We start from the raw sequence: 17,616 nt of genomic DNA, 5'->3' as shown, positions 1-17,616 counted from the left end.
GTCACGGATTCAGGTCTCCCCATCGGGAGTGATAATCACCGTTGCCGCCATATCCTCGTGCAGGTGGCGCTCGGCAAGTGCGGCCACGTCCGTAGTTGTGATCGCGCTGAAATCTTCCCGGATGGTCAAGGGCCACTGCAACTGCTGCGGGTGACGATGGGAGAGATTGAGCACTGATTCCAGCCAATACCGATTGGTACGCTGCATATCTCGAATTGAGGTCAGAGTCGGCTCCAGGGCGCGCCGTAATTCTTCCTCACTGATCTCCTTGCGGCCAAGCTCGGATGCGATTTCTCGAATTTTAGCCGCCAGGAGTTCGGCCTGATCCGGAGCAGCGGTCAATGAACTGATCATCAGGCCAAAACCATCATGTATCCGGCTGGGACGACTGATTACCCGGGGTGAGTAGGTTGCCCCCAATTCCTGGCGGATATCAACTCGGAGACGGTCGTTGAGCACCGCTGCCAGGACATTGAGCCTCCTGGTAACAGTAATATCCCAGAAATCGGTGGTTGGCCAGGCCACGGCCACCAGAGCCTTGTCGGTGGAGCTGTCGACTGTCAAACGATGATGCTGCCCAGATGGAAAGACAATTGGCTGTGCCGGTGGCACCTCCTGCTGGTACCGTTTCTCACCGCCAAAATAGCTGCCGACCAGGCGTGCGACCTCCTCTGGATCTATATCGCCGACCACGTTGATTTCCAGTGCTTCCTGAGAGAATATCGGCTCCAACCAGGCGGCGATCTGTTCGAGGGTGACCCGGTCCATCTGCTCCCAGGAGGGAAGACCGTATTCCCTGCTGCCGGGGGCCAGGATCGCTTCACCCTGCAATTGGTGCACTCCCTCTACCGTACTGACCATCTGTTCGTACATCTGCCGCAACTGCTCCCGAGCGCGGCCAAAAGCATCGGACCGGAACGCCGGATCATGGAGTCGGGTGTAGGCAAGTTGCACCAGCAGTTCGATCTCATCGGCCAGGCTGGAACCGTGCAGGGAAAAACTCTCGGGACCGACCCGGAAATCAAGGACCGCATTGGTGCCGGCCAGAGCGGCGGCCATCTCCTCCCAGTTCAAACCGCCCACGCCACTCTCTCTGACCACGGCCTCGGCAATCGGGCTCATCCCGGCCAGTGGTTCGCTTTGCCTCCCTGTCCCGAACTGAACAGAAAAGAGGACCTGGTTCGCCTGAAAATCGGTCACTTTTGTATTGAGGCGCACCCCGCCCGCAAACACGATGGTCTCCACGCCGATGGCTTGGTGGCGGATCTTTTCAGTTATAACCCCATTCTTTTCTGGCAAGGGCAGATAGGGGAAGGGTTTCCATTCCGGCTCAACCCATGGCACTACCCCCTCAGCCGCAGCAGCGGCAAAAACCCGCCGGATAACCTCCTCGGCCCCATTCTTTTCCAGCCCGGGCCCAGGAACACCGACCACCTCCACCAGTCGTCGCGGACGATCCCAAAGGTCACGAAAAGCGACATCAACGTCCTCGAGCGTCATCGAATCCAGCATCGGTCCATACAAATCCCTTTCCTGTACCGGGGAGAGGATGACCTCATTGTTGTTGAGTTTGCTGACCAGTGTTGCCGCCAGATCACGACTGGTACGGGAGGCTGTTGTCTGGACCGCTTTTTCGAGCATGGCGCTGATCTCCCGCTTGCCCCGGTCCAACTCCGCAGCCGTAAAACCATACTCCAAAGCCTGTGCCAGGGTGCGTTGCAGGATGTCGAGCCCCTCCTGCCAGCGATCGCTCTTCACGCGGGCCCCCAGGGACGCATACCCGATTCGCTGCAGAAAGACCGAGGATCGGGCGCTGGTGTGGGATAGAGGGCTGTCCGGTTGCCGCTCGAGTTGCTGCAGCCGTCTGTTCAACAGGGAAATAGCAACAAATTGTTGGAACAATTCAGCACTCCGCTGAGAAGTCGGCGGCTGCGGAACAGTATTGAAAACGGTTGTCAGCCCTATGCCGGTGTACCCGAGTTCCGGTTCGGGAAAGAAGAGGATGTCAAGCCCCGACTCGGCAACGGTCCCGAATTCGGGGCAGGCACCCACCTCGCCCTCTCCGGTCAGCGGATCGAAATGACGGGTGAGAATGCCCGCCGCGTCGACCGGGTCCATATCACCGACAACGACGACTATCATATTTTCGGGCCGGTACCAGCGGTCGTAAAAAGAACGGAGCAGTTGACTGTCGGTGGCTTGAATCACTTCCTCAAGACCGATGGGATCGCGCTCGGCAGGCAAAGTACCGGCAAACGCGGACTGCAATTGACGTTTCCAGACCCTTGCCGCGGCGGAATCACGGCTCCGTTTTTCAGCCAGGATGATCCCCCGTTCCCGCTCCACTTCTTCCTCGAGCAGCAAAGCCCCCCTGGCATAATCGGCCAGGACCCGGAAACCATCTTCGAGGAAAGCTGGTTCTCCGGAGGGTAAAATCAGTTTGTACACCGTCTCGTCAAAACTGGTATGGGCATTGGTATCCGCACCAAATCCCATGCCTATGGATTGAAAATATTCAACCAGGGTTCCCGGTGGATAGTGGGTTGTCCCGTTGAAGAGCATATGTTCGAGATAATGCGCCACTCCTCGCTGTTCTTCGGTCTCCCGGATAGAGCCGGCCTGGACGTTAAGAAACAGGGCCACTCTGTTTTCCGGTTCATGATTCACCATGAGTACATACCGCAAACCGTTTTCGAGTAGACCAAAGGTCAGGGCGGGATCAGGAGTCAGATCACTTTGATCCTGAGGCCAGCCCGAGGTCAGGCAAAGGGAGGTGTCGGTCGGGCTGGAATGAGTATCCCCCGAGGCAGAGACGGCCGCTGTCGTGGCGGCGAAAAAACAGAAGACAGAAAACCATGCCAAAAAGACTCGAAAAAACAAGTGCCGCATTGTTGAACCCTTGGATTTGATGTATGAAAAAACGATAATGAAACAATGTGATTACTATAGGAAGGGTATCGAGGAGAGGCAAGATGAAGATGACCGGAAAAACGGCTTTGGTGCTGGGTGCTTCACGAGGCATCGGCCTGGCCATTGCCAGAATGCTGGCTGACCACGGCGTCCGTTTGACCCTGCCCTGGTTTGACTGGCCGGAATCCGCGGCGGCCATGGCAGAAGAATTCACCAGCACCCGGCACCTGGTTCTCCCCGTCGACCTCCGCAGCTCGGATCAGGTAGCCTCTCTCATAACTGCTATCAGTGACCGATTCCACGGGCTCGACATCCTGATCAACAACATCGAACGTGGTGGCATGCCCATCCTCCATGGCAGCTATCATCGGGAGGTGAATCGTCAGCAGTGGCAACTGGAACAGGAGACCACCCTGCACGCCAAATGGCTGGTTTTTGAACTGGCCCTGCCCTTGCTCCGTCAGAGTCGGGAGGCCATTGTGGTCAATATTTCCTCAATCGCCGGCCAAATCGGTCGAACCGGACCGGCCGGACTGCTGTTCAATGACGGGTACGCCGCCGCCAACAGAGGTCTTACCCTGCTGACCGAAACCTGGGCCAGAATGGGGGCTCCGAATATTCGGGTGAACGAACTCATGCTCGGCCTGATCGACAGCAGACACGGACCCGGGACCAGGGGCTGGGAGCTGCTCACCGAGAAACAACGCGGAGAACTCCTGAGCCACACCCTGTTGGGACGGACCGGGACCCCGGAAGAAGTGGCCAGAGCCGTTCTTTTCCTGGTCCGGGATGCGGATTTCCTCACCGGAGCGGTCGTCAGGTTGGATGGTGGTTTTGTACTGGGAGGGGAATTGCCTCCGGAGATGCCCGAGGGAGCACTCTAGGCTGGGCGGGGAAGATCAGCTATCCACCACCCACTCGGGAATGTGGCGCATAATATAATTGGTCAATTTTTCCTTGGCGGCATCATCGGTGCCCGTGATACCAGCATCACGTATCACCTCTTCATAGTCAAACCAGCAGATTTCCTTATCCTGATGGTTATACACATTGAAGATGCGACGATCAGGATCATCGATATCTTCCTCCTCCTGAATTGCGGCAACCACACGGATTGCCTCTTCATAGGGTAGAAATCGTCCCTTGTGTTCCTTGCTCATGTACTCCTCCTCAGGGCCATACTGGCAGACTATTGTCCCGTCTCTTGACAGACGACACGGCCAGTCGGCAGGAGACCGACTTGCCGTGTCCAGAGAACAGAGCGTATTCAGGCAGGTTTGACCACAGCTCCAGAACGAATGCAACGGGTGCAGGCATTGATGCGCATGGTGGCACCATTAGCCCTGACCGCGCGAACCCGTTGCAAATTCGGCAACCAACGGCGCCGGGTCTTGTTGTTGGCGTGGCTGACATTGTTTCCGGTGGTTGGGCCTTTGCCGCAAATTTCACATTGACGGGCCATGATATCTTCTCCTTGAAGGGAATTTAAAATTTGACAACCTTTTATAATACCCGCAAACACAGAGAAATCAAGTTTTTTCCCTGAATCCGTGCACGTTCGTCCGTGCGTCAGCTTTGTTGTTCGTAACCGTTTGATGAAAGGACACTTTATCGGACGGTTACGGGCAATGAAGATGGCGTGCGGATGGATGTTTCGAAGGGCGGCTGGTGAAAGGTATTGCCAAGGATTCTGCTGTAATTATAATATGATTACAGCAAGATATCTCCAAAACAAGCGTCTAGCCATCACGGATTCAGGTTTTTCATAAGGATCTTGCAAACGATCTTTTTGCCGTAAAAACAACCAATACGCTTCGGTACATTCTCGACAGCATCAATTCCATGACCAATAATTCGACGATCTCTGTGGCGGATGTCCAGAAAAATCAGCTGAAAGCACTCAAAGAGCCATTGGTTTCTGGTCTATTGATGTTAATGATGTTAAGAATAATATTTGAGTATTTTTTCAGTGATTGACACAATCGGCCACTCCGCTTTTTTTCCTCTTGCCCGATATGAATTCCCATGGGCCATTTTTTTGTCCTCTCCCACCAGCTTTTTACCTGGCAGGCCCTGCTCGACATCCTGCTGATCTCGGCAGCGCTCTTTTTTCTCTATCGCACCCTGCTGCGACTTGGTACCTGGAAAATAATGGCCGGGATCCTCTTGGCCCTGCTGATTTTCATTCTTGCCAGCATGCTCAACCTCAAAGGGATTGAGTGGATTTACGAAAACGTCAGCCATGTTGCGGTGCTTGGCCTCATCGTCCTTTTCCAGCCGGAGTTACGCAAAGTCTTTGAAAAAGCGGTTTCGGTCTCTCCCGGCCTTACCAAGGGGCTAAATGCCCAATTCCCTGCCCTGATTGCCGACAGCCTCACCAAGCTTGCCCGTCAGCGGTGCGGTGCCATTATTGTCCTGCCCGGAAAGGAGCCGATCCAGGACAAAATATCCGGGGGATTCCGGCTCAATGCCATTCCCAGTCAACCCCTGATCCTCAGTATTTTTGACACCCATTCCCCGGGCCACGACGGTGCCGTGATCATCGAGGGTGACAAACTCACCCAGTTCGGGGTCCGCCTGCCCATGTCCCAGTCTGATAGACTTTCCGAAGAATTCGGCACCCGTCACCATGCCGCCATGGGTTTGGCGGAGCAGACGGACTCCCTGGTCCTGCTGGTTTCCGAGGAACGGGGCCGGGTATCTCTTTTTGCCAATGGGGAAATGCAGCCGGCGGTCAATTCAGACCAGATCATCACCGCTATTGTCAATCATCAGCGGGAAATGGGGTTCTTTGGCGGGGAGGCCTCCTTCAGGATCCGCAAACGAACCCTGCTGCAAACTGTCGCCAGCCTGATGATCGCCCTTGTCTTCTGGTCCTCTCTGATGATCGCTCAGAGCGAGGTCGTGGAACGGGTGCTGCCGGTGGCCATCGATTACGCCCCGCCGGGGGAAAACCTGGTCCTGACAGGCGATAAAGCCAACGAGATCCAACTCCACCTCACCGGACCCAAGTCGGTCATCGACAGCCTTGCCCTTGACCCGCCCAGTGTCAAGATCGACCTGTCAAGAATGGGAAAAGGCATACAGACCATCATTATCACCAGTGAAAACCTGCGCCTGCCAAGAGACGTAACCCTGCTGGACGCCTCACCGCAACAGATCAAGGTGACCCTGACCGAGGTGGCTGAAAAAAACCTGCCCATTACCCCACAGCTTATCGGCAAGTTACCGGGATCGCTCAAAATAAAAAAGATTACCGTCACCCCGGCCACCGTTCTTGTCACCATACCGGTCAGCAGCGGCGAAAAGCTTGATAACGCAATCCTCACCACCCCCATATACCTGGAATCGATTTCCACGGACAGTACTCTTTTCTGCAAGATCATCGCCCGACCGACCATCCAGCCCGTGGCCAAAAGATGGCCGGATGTGGAGGTGATGATTGAAGTCATGGAGTAGCTTTCCACGGACCAGATGCCTGCACACCGCCAACGAACGTATACCTGAATCCGTGACGGCTGGACGCTTGTTTTGGATATATCTTACTGTAATCTTATTGTAATTTTAGCAGAATCCTTAAAGAGAACCTTCACTAGCTGCCCCACGGGCATCCGGGTATTAAATTAACATTCCTGTTTACGGGACAATTATATCAAAACATAAACGTAACGATTTTTGATATCGCCTTGCCTGTCAGGCTGCCCCTTCGAGAACTTGCACGGGCAATGAGCTGAAAAATATATAAAAAATCAATATATTGAATAAATACATCCGTCACGCCGAAGCCTGAAATCAGGTCAGCGAAATGCAGGCCACCACCAACACCACGATGGAGGATATCGAAAAAATCTCCGTGGTGATCACCGAGATCAACAGCAGCATCAACCAGCAATCCGGCCAGGTAGGCGCAGCCAGCGCCCAGGCGCTGGCCGTGTTGTCCACTCAACTGGATAATCTATTGAAATGATTCAAGGGCTTACAGCAGCTCCAGGGGCTGACGAAGCAGTTGTGCGTCCGCACCTGTTCATCCCAAGCCAGGTCGCCCTGTTTACCTCTGCGGCCGACAAGGATTCCCCCCGCGCCAGAGATATCTCTGGTGCGGGGATCACCCTTGTGGTAGAAAAAGAAAAGACTTTAAATTTTAATATACACTGGCGTCCTAAACAAAACAGACCAAAACACCATCCGCTCCCTGGCACATCAACCCTTACCACAGCAGGTGCAGGAGGATCATGCAGGATAATCACCCTCACCAACCGCCGATGGAAGTTCCTTTCCGGATCGCCATCGATACCCTGCCCATTGCCTTGTTGCTTTTTGACCAGAATGCCGAGATCATTTACGCCAATCCTCCGGCACAACAACTGTTCCACCATTCCCCAATCGCAACCCCTTTCCCCTTGAGTTGCGGCGAGTTCATCCGCTGCGCCAACCATCTCCAGGCCGCACAGCCCTGCGGTCACACCGTTTTCTGTCGTCAATGCCCGCTGTTGCACGCACTGCGCAGCGTCCTGACCGGAACCGCGACCGAGACTCTTGCGGGGGAACACCTGCTGACCGACGAAAACGGGTTGCCCCAATGGCTCAAATACACGTGCACCTCTCTGACCGTCAACCAAGAGCGCGGTGCCCTGCTCGCCATCGAAGACATCACCCGGCAACGCCAAACGGAGCAGAACTACCAACTCCTGTTTCACCAGATGCTCAATGCCTTTGCTCTCCATGAAATCATCTGCAATGAAGATGGTATCCCGGTGGATTATCGCTTCCTGGCCGTCAACCCGGCTTTTGAACAAATGACCGGTCTGACTGCTGCCCAGGTAGTCGGCCAGACAGTGCTCAACCTCCTCCCCGCCACCGAACCCCACTGGATCAGCATCTACGGACAGGTCGCCCTCACTGGCAAGGCCGTGCACTTCGAAAACTATTCCCGAGAGCTTGACAAGCACTTTGCGGTGACTGCTTTCCAACCGGCCCCGGGCCAGTTCGCCTGCCTGTTCAACGATATCACCGAACGGAAACAGGCGGAAAAGCTTCTGCGGGAAAATGAGGAGCACCTCAATCTGGTCCTTGAAGGTGCCAACCTGGCCTCATGGGACTGGCATGTCCCCAGCGGCACCCTAACGTTCAACGATATCTGGCCCACCATGCTGGGGTACACCCGCGCCGAGATCGAACCACACGTCAACTCCTGGAAACAACTCGTTCACCCCGAGGATTTCCCCAGGGTGATGCAGGCTCTCGATGCCCACCTGGAGGGCCTGACCAGTCACTACGAAACAGAGCACCGTCTTCGTCACAAATCGGGCCACTGGGTCTGGGTGCTGGACAAGGGACGCGTCATCGAGCGTGATGCCGCCGGTCGCCCCTTGCGTACCTGCGGAACCCACCATGACATCAGCGAGCGCAAACACAACGAAGAAGAACGAAAGCATTTGCAGAATCAACTTCTCCAGGCCCAGAAAATGGAGGCCATCGGCACTCTGGCCGGTGGCATCGCCCATGATTTCAACAATATCCTCAGCGCTGTTCTCGGCTATACCGAAATGGCCAGGGGTGCCATCCCACCCGAATCCCCGGCTGCCCAGCACCTGGATAAGGTCATGGAAGCGAGTCTGCGGGCCTCCACCCTGGCCAAACAGATCCTCACCTTCAGCCGCCAGGGCGAACCGGAAAAGATTGCCCTGGAACCGGCCCTGATTGTCAAGGAGACGATCAAACTGTTACGCTCCACCCTGCCGGCAACCATTGTTATCCGCCAACAGATTGCGCCGCGCACCTCCCTCATTTTCGCCGATCCCATTCAGATCCACCAGGTCCTGCTCAACCTCTGTACCAACAGTTTCCACGCCATGGAGCAGACCGGAGGCATCCTGGACATCTCTCTGGAGACCTGCACGGCCTCGCCCCCCGGCGCCCCCGCCGCTGCCTTTGTCCGCCTCTCCGTCAGCGACACCGGACATGGCATCCCTCCGGAACTGCAGGAAAAAATCTTTCAACCCTATTTCACCACCAAGGAAGTCGGCAAAGGCACGGGTCTGGGGCTCGCCATTGTCCATGGTATCGTCACCAAGCATGGCGGCTTCATCACCTGCGAGAGCAGTCCTGACAGCGGCACCACCTTTCACCTGCATTTTCCGACGTATACCGGAACCTCTACCCTTGTTCCCCGGCCCGAGGAACCACCGGCGACCGGCAGGGAACACATCCTCCTGGTCGATGATGAAAAGGTTCTGGTGGAAACCGGCACGGCGCTGCTGAAACGGCTTGGGTATACGGTGACCGGCCGGACAGGCAGCCTCGAAGCTCTGGAGATCTTCCAGGACCAACCCCACCGCTTCGATGCGATGATCACCGACCAGACCATGCCGGAGATGACCGGCCTGGAGCTGGCCCAGCGCCTGCTGCGGATTCGTCCCGACCTGCCCATCATCCTCTGCACCGGCTACAGCGGCCTGGTCAGTGAAGAACAGGTCCTGGCCCTGGGCATCAAGGCCTTTGTCATGAAACCCCTGACCAAAAAAGATCTGGCTGCCACCCTGCGTGGGGTGCTGGACAAAAAAAGCGAGTGAGCGACCCGGTACTCCGCGGTCAGGCCTCCGGTTCGCCACCGCGGCGGCCATCTGTGGAACCGAACGACAAAGAATAACCATAAGAAGCGCCAACCTGAACCCACCAGGTCCATACTCAGACCCCAACACGACCCGGAGGCACAACACAAGAAAATATGCCATTTAACCAATCCTTGCGCACACTCTTCTCCAGCCGGACCAAGGGAAGGTCGTTGGCCCTCGTGGCGCTCCTCGTCATCATCACGGCACTTTTCTCCTGGCAAACGGTGATCAGGGTCGATGCCGACCTGCGCGCCGAACTGCTCACCCAGGCCCGACTGGCGGCGCAGGAGATCGCCCCTGATCAAGTCCTGGCCCTCTCGGCCTCGGCGGCTGACCTGACCACGGGCCCGTACCAGGAACTGAAAAAACAGCTCGCCGCAATGCGACGAGCCGACGACCAGTTTACCTTTGTCTACCTCATGGCCCGAAGCGATGACGGCTCCCTGGTCATTCTGGTGGACAGCGAGCCGGTTGCTTCCAGGGGCTATTCACCCCCCGGAGACAGCTACGAGGAAGCCCCGGCCGCATACCACAAGGTCTTTGCCACTGGTGAGGCCACGGTTGCCGGTCCGGTCAGCGATCGCTGGGGCACCTGGGTCTCTGCCCTGGTGCCGCTGGTCGATCCGGTTACGGAAAAGCCGATAGCCGTCCTTGGCCTGGATATCAATGCACAAACCTGGAAGATGGATGTCGTTGCCGGCGCTATCCTGCCCATCGGCCTGTTGCTGACGGGACTCATTGCCATCACCACGGCCCTGGCGGCGTTCCGGCCGATCGATGTCTCTCCCCGCCCCGTCCTGCGGCGATTGATGCTCCCTCTGGCCGCCATGCTGCTCCTGCTGACCGCGGGGTTTTTCGTTCTCCTGACGATCCAGCACACGCTGCGTCTGGAGAATCTGGCGCGACAGACCGTCCAGGATGTGGAGCAGGATCTCCACCTCCTGCTGGAGGCGCAGAGCAAAAAACTGGCCGCCCTGCAGGAGATCCTGATCCTGGACACGGGCATGCAGGCCGCTCTCGCCGACAGGAACCGCCAGGCGCTCCTGCAAGCCCATGCCCCCCTGTTTGCCCAACTCAAAAGCAACCACGCCATCACCCATCTGTACTTCATGGATACCGAGCGCATCTGTCTGCTGCGGGTCCATAATCCGGATAAATACGGCGATCGTTTCGACCGTTTCACCGCACTTGCCGCGGAACAAAACCACGGCACCAGTGCCGGCATTGAACTGGGACCGCTGGGTACCTTCACCCTGCGAGTGGTCCGCCCGGTCTTTGCCGATGACACCCTCATCGGCTACCTGGAACTGGGCAAGGAGATTGAAGACATTCTGGTGCGGATCCATCAACACCTGGGGGTGCACCTGGCCCTGACCCTCAACAAAGGGGCCATCACGCGCCAGACCTGGGAAAACGGTATGCACATGCTCGGTCGCGAGGCCGACTGGGATCGTTTTCCCGAGGACGTGCTCATCTTCTCCTCCCTCACCCCCTTACCCGCCGCAATGGAACACTTTGTCAGTCAACCGGCCAACGGAACAGGCGAACGCACCCATTTTGCCAATCGCTTTTGGACCATCATGCAAACACCTCTCCGGGATGCCGCCGGAATCGAGGTCGGCGACCTCGTGATTCTGCGCGACATCACCACCCTGGATAAGATGCAGACCAGGGTGCTGGTGCTGGCGGCCGGATTCGCCCTGATCCTTGTCTCCGGACTCCTTGGTCTGTTTACGGTCCTGTTACGCCGATCCGACACCGCCACCCAGACCCAACAGGCAAAACTTCTCGAGCACCAGGAACTTCTGGCCGCCACCCTCCGCTCCATCGGTGATGGCGTCATCACCTGCGATGCCAGGGGGAACGTCGTCGGCCTCAACACGGTTGCCGAACATCTCACCGGCTGGTCCACCGAGGAGGCCCAGGGTCGTCCCATTGGCGAAATTTTCACGATCATCCATGCCCAGACCCGAAAACCGGCAGTCAACCCGGTGGACACGGTCCTGCGCGAAGACAGGACTGTCAGCCTGGCCAACCATACCATGCTCATTGCCCGGGATGGCACCGAGTACCAGATTGCCGACAGCTGCGCCCCTATTCACAGCACGGAAAACACCGTTCAGGGAGCGGTCCTCGTCTTCCGCGATGTCACCGAGGAGTATTACCGACGGGAGCGGCTGCGGGAGAGCGAGGAAATGCACCGTCAGCTCTTTGAGCAATCACCGGATGCCTGCCTGCTGTGGGAAGACGGTATCTTCACCGACTGCAATGCCGCGGCCCTGACCCTGCTGCGGGCAACCCGGGAAGAGGTGATCGGTCATTCGGTGGAACGGTTCTCGCCACAATTCCAACCCGACGGCACCCCCTCGGTTGTCAGTGCCGCGGACCATAGTCGCGAGGCCCTGGAAAAAGGGGCGGCCCGATTCGAATGGCTGCACCGGACCCTTGATGGCGACGACATCTGGGGGAAGATTTCCCTGGCTGCCATGACAGCCGGCAACACCCAGGTACTGCTCGCGACCATCCGCGACATCACCGAGCGCAAACAGGCCGAGCGCATGACCGCCATCAGACTCGACCTGATCGAATTCGCCACCAACCACAACCTGGCCGAACTGCTGACCCGGTCTCTCGATCTCATCGGCGAGATGGTGCACAGCCCCATCGGCTTTTATCACTTTGTCGAACCGGACCAGCAGACCCTCAGCCTGCAGCAATGGTCGACAGCCACCCTGGAGCGCTTCTGCGCTGCTGCCCCGGGGGCAGTCCACTACAACATCGACCAGGCTGGCGTCTGGGTTGACTGCGTTCGCCAACGCCAACCGGTCATCCATAACGATTATCGCTCCCTGGCAAATAAAAAAGGCCTTCCCGAGGGCCATGCCGAGGTAATTCGTGAGATGGTCGTGCCGGTCCTGCGGGAGGAACGGATCGTCGCCATTCTTGGCGTGGGCAACAAAGGTACTGAGTATACCGAAAGCGATCTCAAGGCCGTGACCTTCATTGCCGACGTCACCTTGGAGATCGTTGAAAGAAAAAGAGCCGAAGAACAACTGCGCAATGAAAAAAATCTCATGACCGCCATCACCGACTCGGCCCAGGATGCCATCGTCATGCTCAGTCCCGGGGGGACCATCTCCTTCTGGAACCCGGCGGCTGAGCGCATTTTCGGATACACTCATCAGGAGGCCATGGGCCGGGACCTCCATGACCTGCTCGCCCCGCAGCGGTATTTGCCTCTCTACCAGAAAAACCTGCCGCTTTTTCAGCAGAGCGGGCAAGGTGCGGCTGTGGGCAAAACCGTGGAACTGGATGCACTCTGCAAGGACGGCGGGGAAATTCCCGTTGAGTTATCCCTTTCCGCCGTCCTCCTGCCCGATGGCTGGCATGCGGTGGGAATCATGCGCGACATCACCGAGCGCAAACAGGTTGAAAAAACCATGCGGGAAAACAATCAGGCGCTGCAGCACCAGACCCGCCGTGCCGAAGAGATGGCAGCCCGGGCGGAGATGGCCAGCATTGCCAAAAGCGAGTTCCTCGCCAACATGAGCCACGAGATCCGCACGCCCATGAACGGGGTGATCGGCATGACCGGATTGCTGCTGGACACGGAACTCGACGACGATCAACGACATTATGCCGAGATCGTCCGGACCAGTGGCGAATTGCTCCTCAACCTGATCAACGACATCCTCGATTTTTCCAAGATCGAAGCCGGCAAGCTGGACCTGGAGACCATGGACTTTGACCTGGCCGGATTGCTGGAAGATTTCGCCGATACCATGGCGGTGCGGGCCCATGAAAAGGGCCTGGAACTGCTCTACAGCATTGACCCGGAAGTCCCCACCCAGCTCCGGGGCGATCCGGGACGCCTGCGCCAGATGTTGACCAATTTGACCGGTAATGCGGTCAAATTCACCGCTACCGGTGAGGTGGCGGTCCTGGTGAGCATGGACCACGAAAGCGAGACCACGGCCCTGCTTCGTTTTGCGGTGCGCGATACCGGTATCGGCATCGCCGCCGACAAACTGGACCTGCTCTTTGACAAATTCAGCCAGGTGGATGCCTCCACCACCCGCCAGTACGGCGGCACCGGTCTGGGGCTGGCCATCTGCAGACAACTCAGCGAGTTGATGGGCGGCGACATCGGAGTGACCAGTCAACCGGGGCAGGGCTCGGAATTCTGGTTCACCGCGCTGTTTGTCAAACAGGCCGAGGTGGCGGCCAATCCCCCGGTCATGCCGGGCGACCTGCATGGGGTACGGGTTCTGATTGTCGATGATAATGCCACCAACCGGGAACTGCTCACCGTCCGCCTCAAATCCTGGGGCATGCGCCCGGCGGAAGCCGCCGACGGGTCAACAGCACTCACAGCCCTTTACCGGGCAGTCGATGACGCCGACCCCTTCCTGCTCGCCGTGATCGACATGCAGATGCCGAATATGGACGGCGAGACCCTGGGCCGCTCCATCCGCGCCGATAGCCGCCTGAGAGCCACCCGGCTGATCATGCTGACCTCTCTCGGAGCCCGGGGTGATGCCCGCCGTTTTGCCGAAATCGGTTTTTCCGCCTACCTGACCAAACCGGTGCGACTGGAGGAACTCCAGGGTGCACTCTCTCTGGCTCTGACCGCGGGAGACACCTCCCAAACAACCCCGCGGGCCATCACCACCCGACATACTGTCCGCGAGGCCCTGGGCCATTTCCACACCAGCGAGGCGCGCATCCTCCTGGCCGAGGACAATCCCACCAATCAACAGGTGGCGCTGGGCATTCTCAAAAAACTCGGACTCAAGGCCGATGCCGTGGCCAACGGCAAGGAAGCGGTCAAAGCGGTCAGAACCATCCCCTACGACCTGGTGCTCATGGACGTGCAGATGCCGGTGATGGATGGCCTGGAGGCAACCCGGCAGATCCGGCGATATCAATCAGCGCTCGACACTACTCCGGTTCCCATTATTGCCATGACCGCCCATGCCATGCGGGGAGATCGGGAACGGTGCCTCCAGGCCGGCATGAACGATTACCTGACCAAGCCGGTTGTGCCGACCACCCTGATCGAAACCCTGCAACAATGGCTGCCCCGCGAAAAAGCCACCCATGACGGACACGGCACGGCACAGGTTGCAATGAACACCGAGACAACAGTTCAAGGAGCGGAAACGCTTGTCTGGGACAAGAAGGGCATGGTGGCTCGGCTGATGGATGACGAACAGCTTGCCCGGACCATTGTTGCGGGATTTCTCGAGGATCTTCCCCGCCAGCTTGCCGCCCTCGTCACGGCTGTTGCCGCGGGAGATGGACCTGAAATCAAACGACTGGCCCACACCATCAAGGGATCGGCCGCCAATGTCGGCTGTGACGGTCTGCGCGAGGCGGCCGCGGCCCTGGAAATCACAGCCACCGACCTGGTGGCGGCGCAACAAGGCCTGCCGCGCCTGCGGGCCGCATTCGATCAACTCAAAGAGGCCATGGAAGTGTTCTGTGCCCCCCCCTGAACAGGACAATGCAAGTGGTCACACATTTAACTTCACCCATGCAACCAGAGTTCATGAGGCAATATCATATCCAGCCGTCCCTGCAATTACAATTCGGCTTGGCCCTGTGCGCGCTTTTCCCGAGCAGCCACACCCAATCCCATACCCATGGAAACACCGGGAGGCCCTCCGGTTGTCGGTGCAGGCGGAAACAGAGAGGAGGTCCAGGATGCGGATTTTGATCGCGGAAGACGATTTCACTTCCCGCGCCATGCTGGCGGCGGTCCTGCGGAAGAGTGGCCACGAGGTCCTCGAGGCCGGCAACGGTGCCGAGGCCTGGGAGATGCTGCAGCAACCCCAGGCGCCCAAACTGGTCATTGTCGACTGGATGATGCCGGAGTTGGACGGCCTGGAACTGGTGCGTCTGGTGCGCAGCCTGCCCACCGACCACCCTCCCTATCTGATCATGCTCACCGCCAAGGGCGAAAAAGCCGACATCATCACCGGACTGGATGCCGGTGCCAACGATTATCTGGGCAAGCCCTTTGATCCCGGTGAACTTCGGGCCCGGGTCGAAGTGGGGAGCCGGATGATCGAGATGCAGGCCGCGCTCATTGCCAGCCGCGAGGCCCTGGTCCATCAGGCCACCCGGGACCCGTTGACCGGCATGTTCAATCGCCGCGCCATCCTCGATCATCTGGACAAAGAACTCGCCCATGCCCGCCGCCATGGCGAGTTGCTGGCCGTGGGGATGTGCGATATCGACCATTTCAAGCGGATCAACGATACCCATGGCCATCAGACCGGCGATGAAGTGCTCTGCAGTCTGACCCAGATCTTCAAGCACAGCCTCAGACAGCACGACACCGTGGGGCGCATGGGCGGCGAAGAGTTCCTGGTGGTCTCGACCATGCAGGCCGGGGCCGATTGCCGGCTTCCCTTTGACCGGATCCGCCAACTGGTTGCCGACAGCAGGATAGCAACCCGGTCCGGTGACCTGGCCATCACCCTGAGCATCGGCGTTGCCCTGGCCGGCAGCGGCGCCACAGTGGACACGCTGCTGGAAGCAAGCGATCTCGCCCTGTACCGGGCCAAGGGGGCAGGCCGCAACCGGGTTGTCCTTGCCCAAGACCAGGAGGACACGCCGATCTCTCTTCCCGGGGAGGATGCACCATGACCGCAAAAAGCATCCTCATTGTCGAGGACAGCGCTATTCTGGCAACCTGCCTCCGGGAAATGCTGACCCGCCTGGGGTATAGAGTGGCCGGCCCCCTGGCCAGCGGCGAGGAGGCGGTGGCCTTTATCGCCACCGAGCAGGTTGACCTGATCCTCATGGATATCGAACTGGCCGGGGCGATGAACGGTATCACCGCCGCTGAAATCATCAGCAGAAAGACACCTGTTCCCATTGTTTTTTTTACCGGATACTCGCAGAATTCCCTGCTGGAACAGGCCCGAATCGCTGATCCCTATGGGTATCTGATCAAACCGGTGCCGGAGCGCGAACTGGCGGCCACCCTGACCATGGCCCTGCACCGATACGATCTGGACCGTAAACTTAAGCACAGTCGACAGGCCCTGGCGGAAAACGAATTGAAATACCGGACCCTGGCTGATTCGGGCCGGGCCCTCATCTGGACCAGCGGCCCGGACAAGCTATGCGATTATTTCAATATCCCCTGGCTGCGTTTTACCGGCAGAACCCTGGAGCAGGAGTTGGGCAGCGGCTGGACCGAAGGGGTCCACCCGGAGGACCTCGATCGTTGCCTGCGGACCTATGGCACGGCTTTTGACCATCGGCAGCCTTTCAGTATGGTCTATCGTCTGCGCCGCGCCGATGGGGTCTATCGCTGGGTACAGGACGACGGCACCCCCCGCTTCGACAGCGCGGGCGCCTTTCTCGGCTACATCGGCCATTGTCTTGACATCAGCGAACAACTGCAGAACATAGAGGCACTGCGCCAAAGCGAAGAGCAATATCGCCGCATTGTCCAGACCGCCCAGGAAGGTATCTGGGCCATGAACGCCCGGATGGAAACCACCTTTGTCAATCCCCGCCTGGCCAACATGCTCGGCTATGCCCCGGAGGCTATGCTGGGGCGGCCCATTGACGATTTCATCTATCCGGACGATCTCGACGACCACAGGCTGCGGGTCAAGGAACGGAAACAGGGCCGGGATGGCCACTACCAACGCCGCCTGCGCCACCGGGAGGGGCATTTCATCTGGACCCAGGTCTCGGCCACCGCCATTGTCGATGATGCGGGGCAATTCAACGGGTCCTTCTGCATGTTCACCGATATCAGTGAACATAAACGGCAAGAGGAGGAGCGCAAACAACTCCAGGCCCAACTGCGGCAGGCACAGAAGATGGAGGCCATCGGCACCTTGGCCGGTGGCATTGCCCATGATTTCAACAACATCCTCAGCGCCATTGTCGGGTACGCGGAAATGGCCAGGGACAAGGTCAGCAAGGATTCGCCGGTCGCCCGGGACCTGCACAAGGTGTTGACCGCCGGCGCCCGAGGCGCCGCTCTGGTGGAACAGATCCTCCTCTTCAGTCGCCAGGCGATCAGCGAACGGATTGCCCTGCAGCTGTCTCTTATACACAGCTG

Annotated in this window: 10 protein-coding genes; 7 read left to right on the top strand and 3 right to left on the bottom strand. The window is 58.2% G+C overall.

Annotated features, from left to right (window positions below):
- Nucleotides 1-9: 9 nt before the first annotated feature.
- A complete protein-coding gene (locus JWG43_RS04645; RefSeq protein WP_205241657.1) occupies nucleotides 10-2,862 on the bottom strand; it encodes a M16 family metallopeptidase in 2,853 nt (950 codons plus the stop codon).
- 110 nt (nucleotides 2,863-2,972) lie between these two features.
- On the opposite strand from JWG43_RS04645, the gene JWG43_RS04640 reads away from it, so the two are divergent.
- Nucleotides 2,973-3,794, top strand: a complete 822-nt coding sequence (locus JWG43_RS04640; RefSeq protein WP_205241656.1) for an SDR family NAD(P)-dependent oxidoreductase — start codon at nucleotides 2,973-2,975, stop codon at nucleotides 3,792-3,794.
- Between the two features lie 15 nt (nucleotides 3,795-3,809).
- Here the strand turns inward: JWG43_RS04640 and JWG43_RS04635 are convergent, their stop codons facing one another.
- Nucleotides 3,810-4,070, bottom strand: a complete 261-nt coding sequence (locus tag JWG43_RS04635) for a hypothetical protein (protein ID WP_205241655.1) — start codon at nucleotides 4,068-4,070, stop codon at nucleotides 3,810-3,812.
- A 107-nt stretch (nucleotides 4,071-4,177) separates the two neighbouring features.
- Nucleotides 4,178-4,372 (bottom strand): 50S ribosomal protein L28, encoded by a 195-nt coding sequence (rpmB, locus tag JWG43_RS04630; protein WP_205241654.1) that lies wholly within the window; start codon nucleotides 4,370-4,372, stop codon nucleotides 4,178-4,180.
- A 563-nt stretch (nucleotides 4,373-4,935) separates the two neighbouring features.
- Between rpmB and JWG43_RS04625 the strand changes: the two genes are divergently transcribed.
- From JWG43_RS04625 to JWG43_RS04600, 6 genes are all read left to right on the top strand, one after another.
- Nucleotides 4,936-6,369: a diadenylate cyclase gene (locus JWG43_RS04625; RefSeq protein ID WP_205241653.1), complete on the top strand. Its 1,434-nt coding sequence runs from the start codon at nucleotides 4,936-4,938 to the stop codon at nucleotides 6,367-6,369.
- 346 nt (nucleotides 6,370-6,715) lie between these two features.
- On the top strand, nucleotides 6,716-6,877 hold the full coding sequence (locus JWG43_RS04620) for a hypothetical protein (RefSeq protein ID WP_205241652.1): 162 nt from the start codon (nucleotides 6,716-6,718) through the stop codon (nucleotides 6,875-6,877).
- A 265-nt stretch (nucleotides 6,878-7,142) separates the two neighbouring features.
- Nucleotides 7,143-9,482, top strand: coding sequence for a hybrid sensor histidine kinase/response regulator (locus JWG43_RS04615; RefSeq protein WP_205241651.1), 2,340 nt, complete (start codon nucleotides 7,143-7,145; stop codon nucleotides 9,480-9,482).
- A 155-nt stretch (nucleotides 9,483-9,637) separates the two neighbouring features.
- On the top strand, nucleotides 9,638-15,022 hold the full coding sequence (locus tag JWG43_RS04610; protein WP_205241650.1) for a PAS domain S-box protein: 5,385 nt from the start codon (nucleotides 9,638-9,640) through the stop codon (nucleotides 15,020-15,022).
- Between the two features lie 208 nt (nucleotides 15,023-15,230).
- Nucleotides 15,231-16,178, top strand: a complete 948-nt coding sequence (locus JWG43_RS04605) for a GGDEF domain-containing response regulator (RefSeq protein ID WP_205241649.1) — start codon at nucleotides 15,231-15,233, stop codon at nucleotides 16,176-16,178.
- On the top strand, nucleotides 16,175-17,616 hold a 1,442-nt coding region (locus JWG43_RS04600), incomplete at its 3' end, for a PAS domain S-box protein (RefSeq protein WP_205241648.1). The genes JWG43_RS04605 and JWG43_RS04600, both read left to right, overlap by 4 nt.

This window comes from Desulfobulbus alkaliphilus (assembly GCF_016918545.1).
GTDB lineage: Bacteria > Desulfobacterota > Desulfobulbia > Desulfobulbales > Desulfobulbaceae > Desulfobulbus > Desulfobulbus alkaliphilus.
Note: the sequence above shows the minus strand (reverse complement) of the source record. Positions and strands in the feature narration are given on the sequence as shown.

Coding starts and splice junctions, on each gene's coding strand:
- JWG43_RS04640 (WP_205241656.1), top strand. CDS start 2,973: ATGAAGATGACCGGAAAAACGGCTTTGGTGCTGGGTGCTTCACGAGGC.
- JWG43_RS04635 (WP_205241655.1), bottom strand. CDS start 4,070: ATGAGCAAGGAACACAAGGGACGATTTCTACCCTATGAAGAGGCAATC.
- rpmB (WP_205241654.1), bottom strand. CDS start 4,372: ATGGCCCGTCAATGTGAAATTTGCGGCAAAGGCCCAACCACCGGAAAC.
- JWG43_RS04625 (WP_205241653.1), top strand. CDS start 4,936: ATGGGCCATTTTTTTGTCCTCTCCCACCAGCTTTTTACCTGGCAGGCC.
- JWG43_RS04620 (WP_205241652.1), top strand. CDS start 6,716: ATGCAGGCCACCACCAACACCACGATGGAGGATATCGAAAAAATCTCC.
- JWG43_RS04615 (WP_205241651.1), top strand. CDS start 7,143: ATGCAGGATAATCACCCTCACCAACCGCCGATGGAAGTTCCTTTCCGG.
- JWG43_RS04610 (WP_205241650.1), top strand. CDS start 9,638: ATGCCATTTAACCAATCCTTGCGCACACTCTTCTCCAGCCGGACCAAG.
- JWG43_RS04605 (WP_205241649.1), top strand. CDS start 15,231: ATGCGGATTTTGATCGCGGAAGACGATTTCACTTCCCGCGCCATGCTG.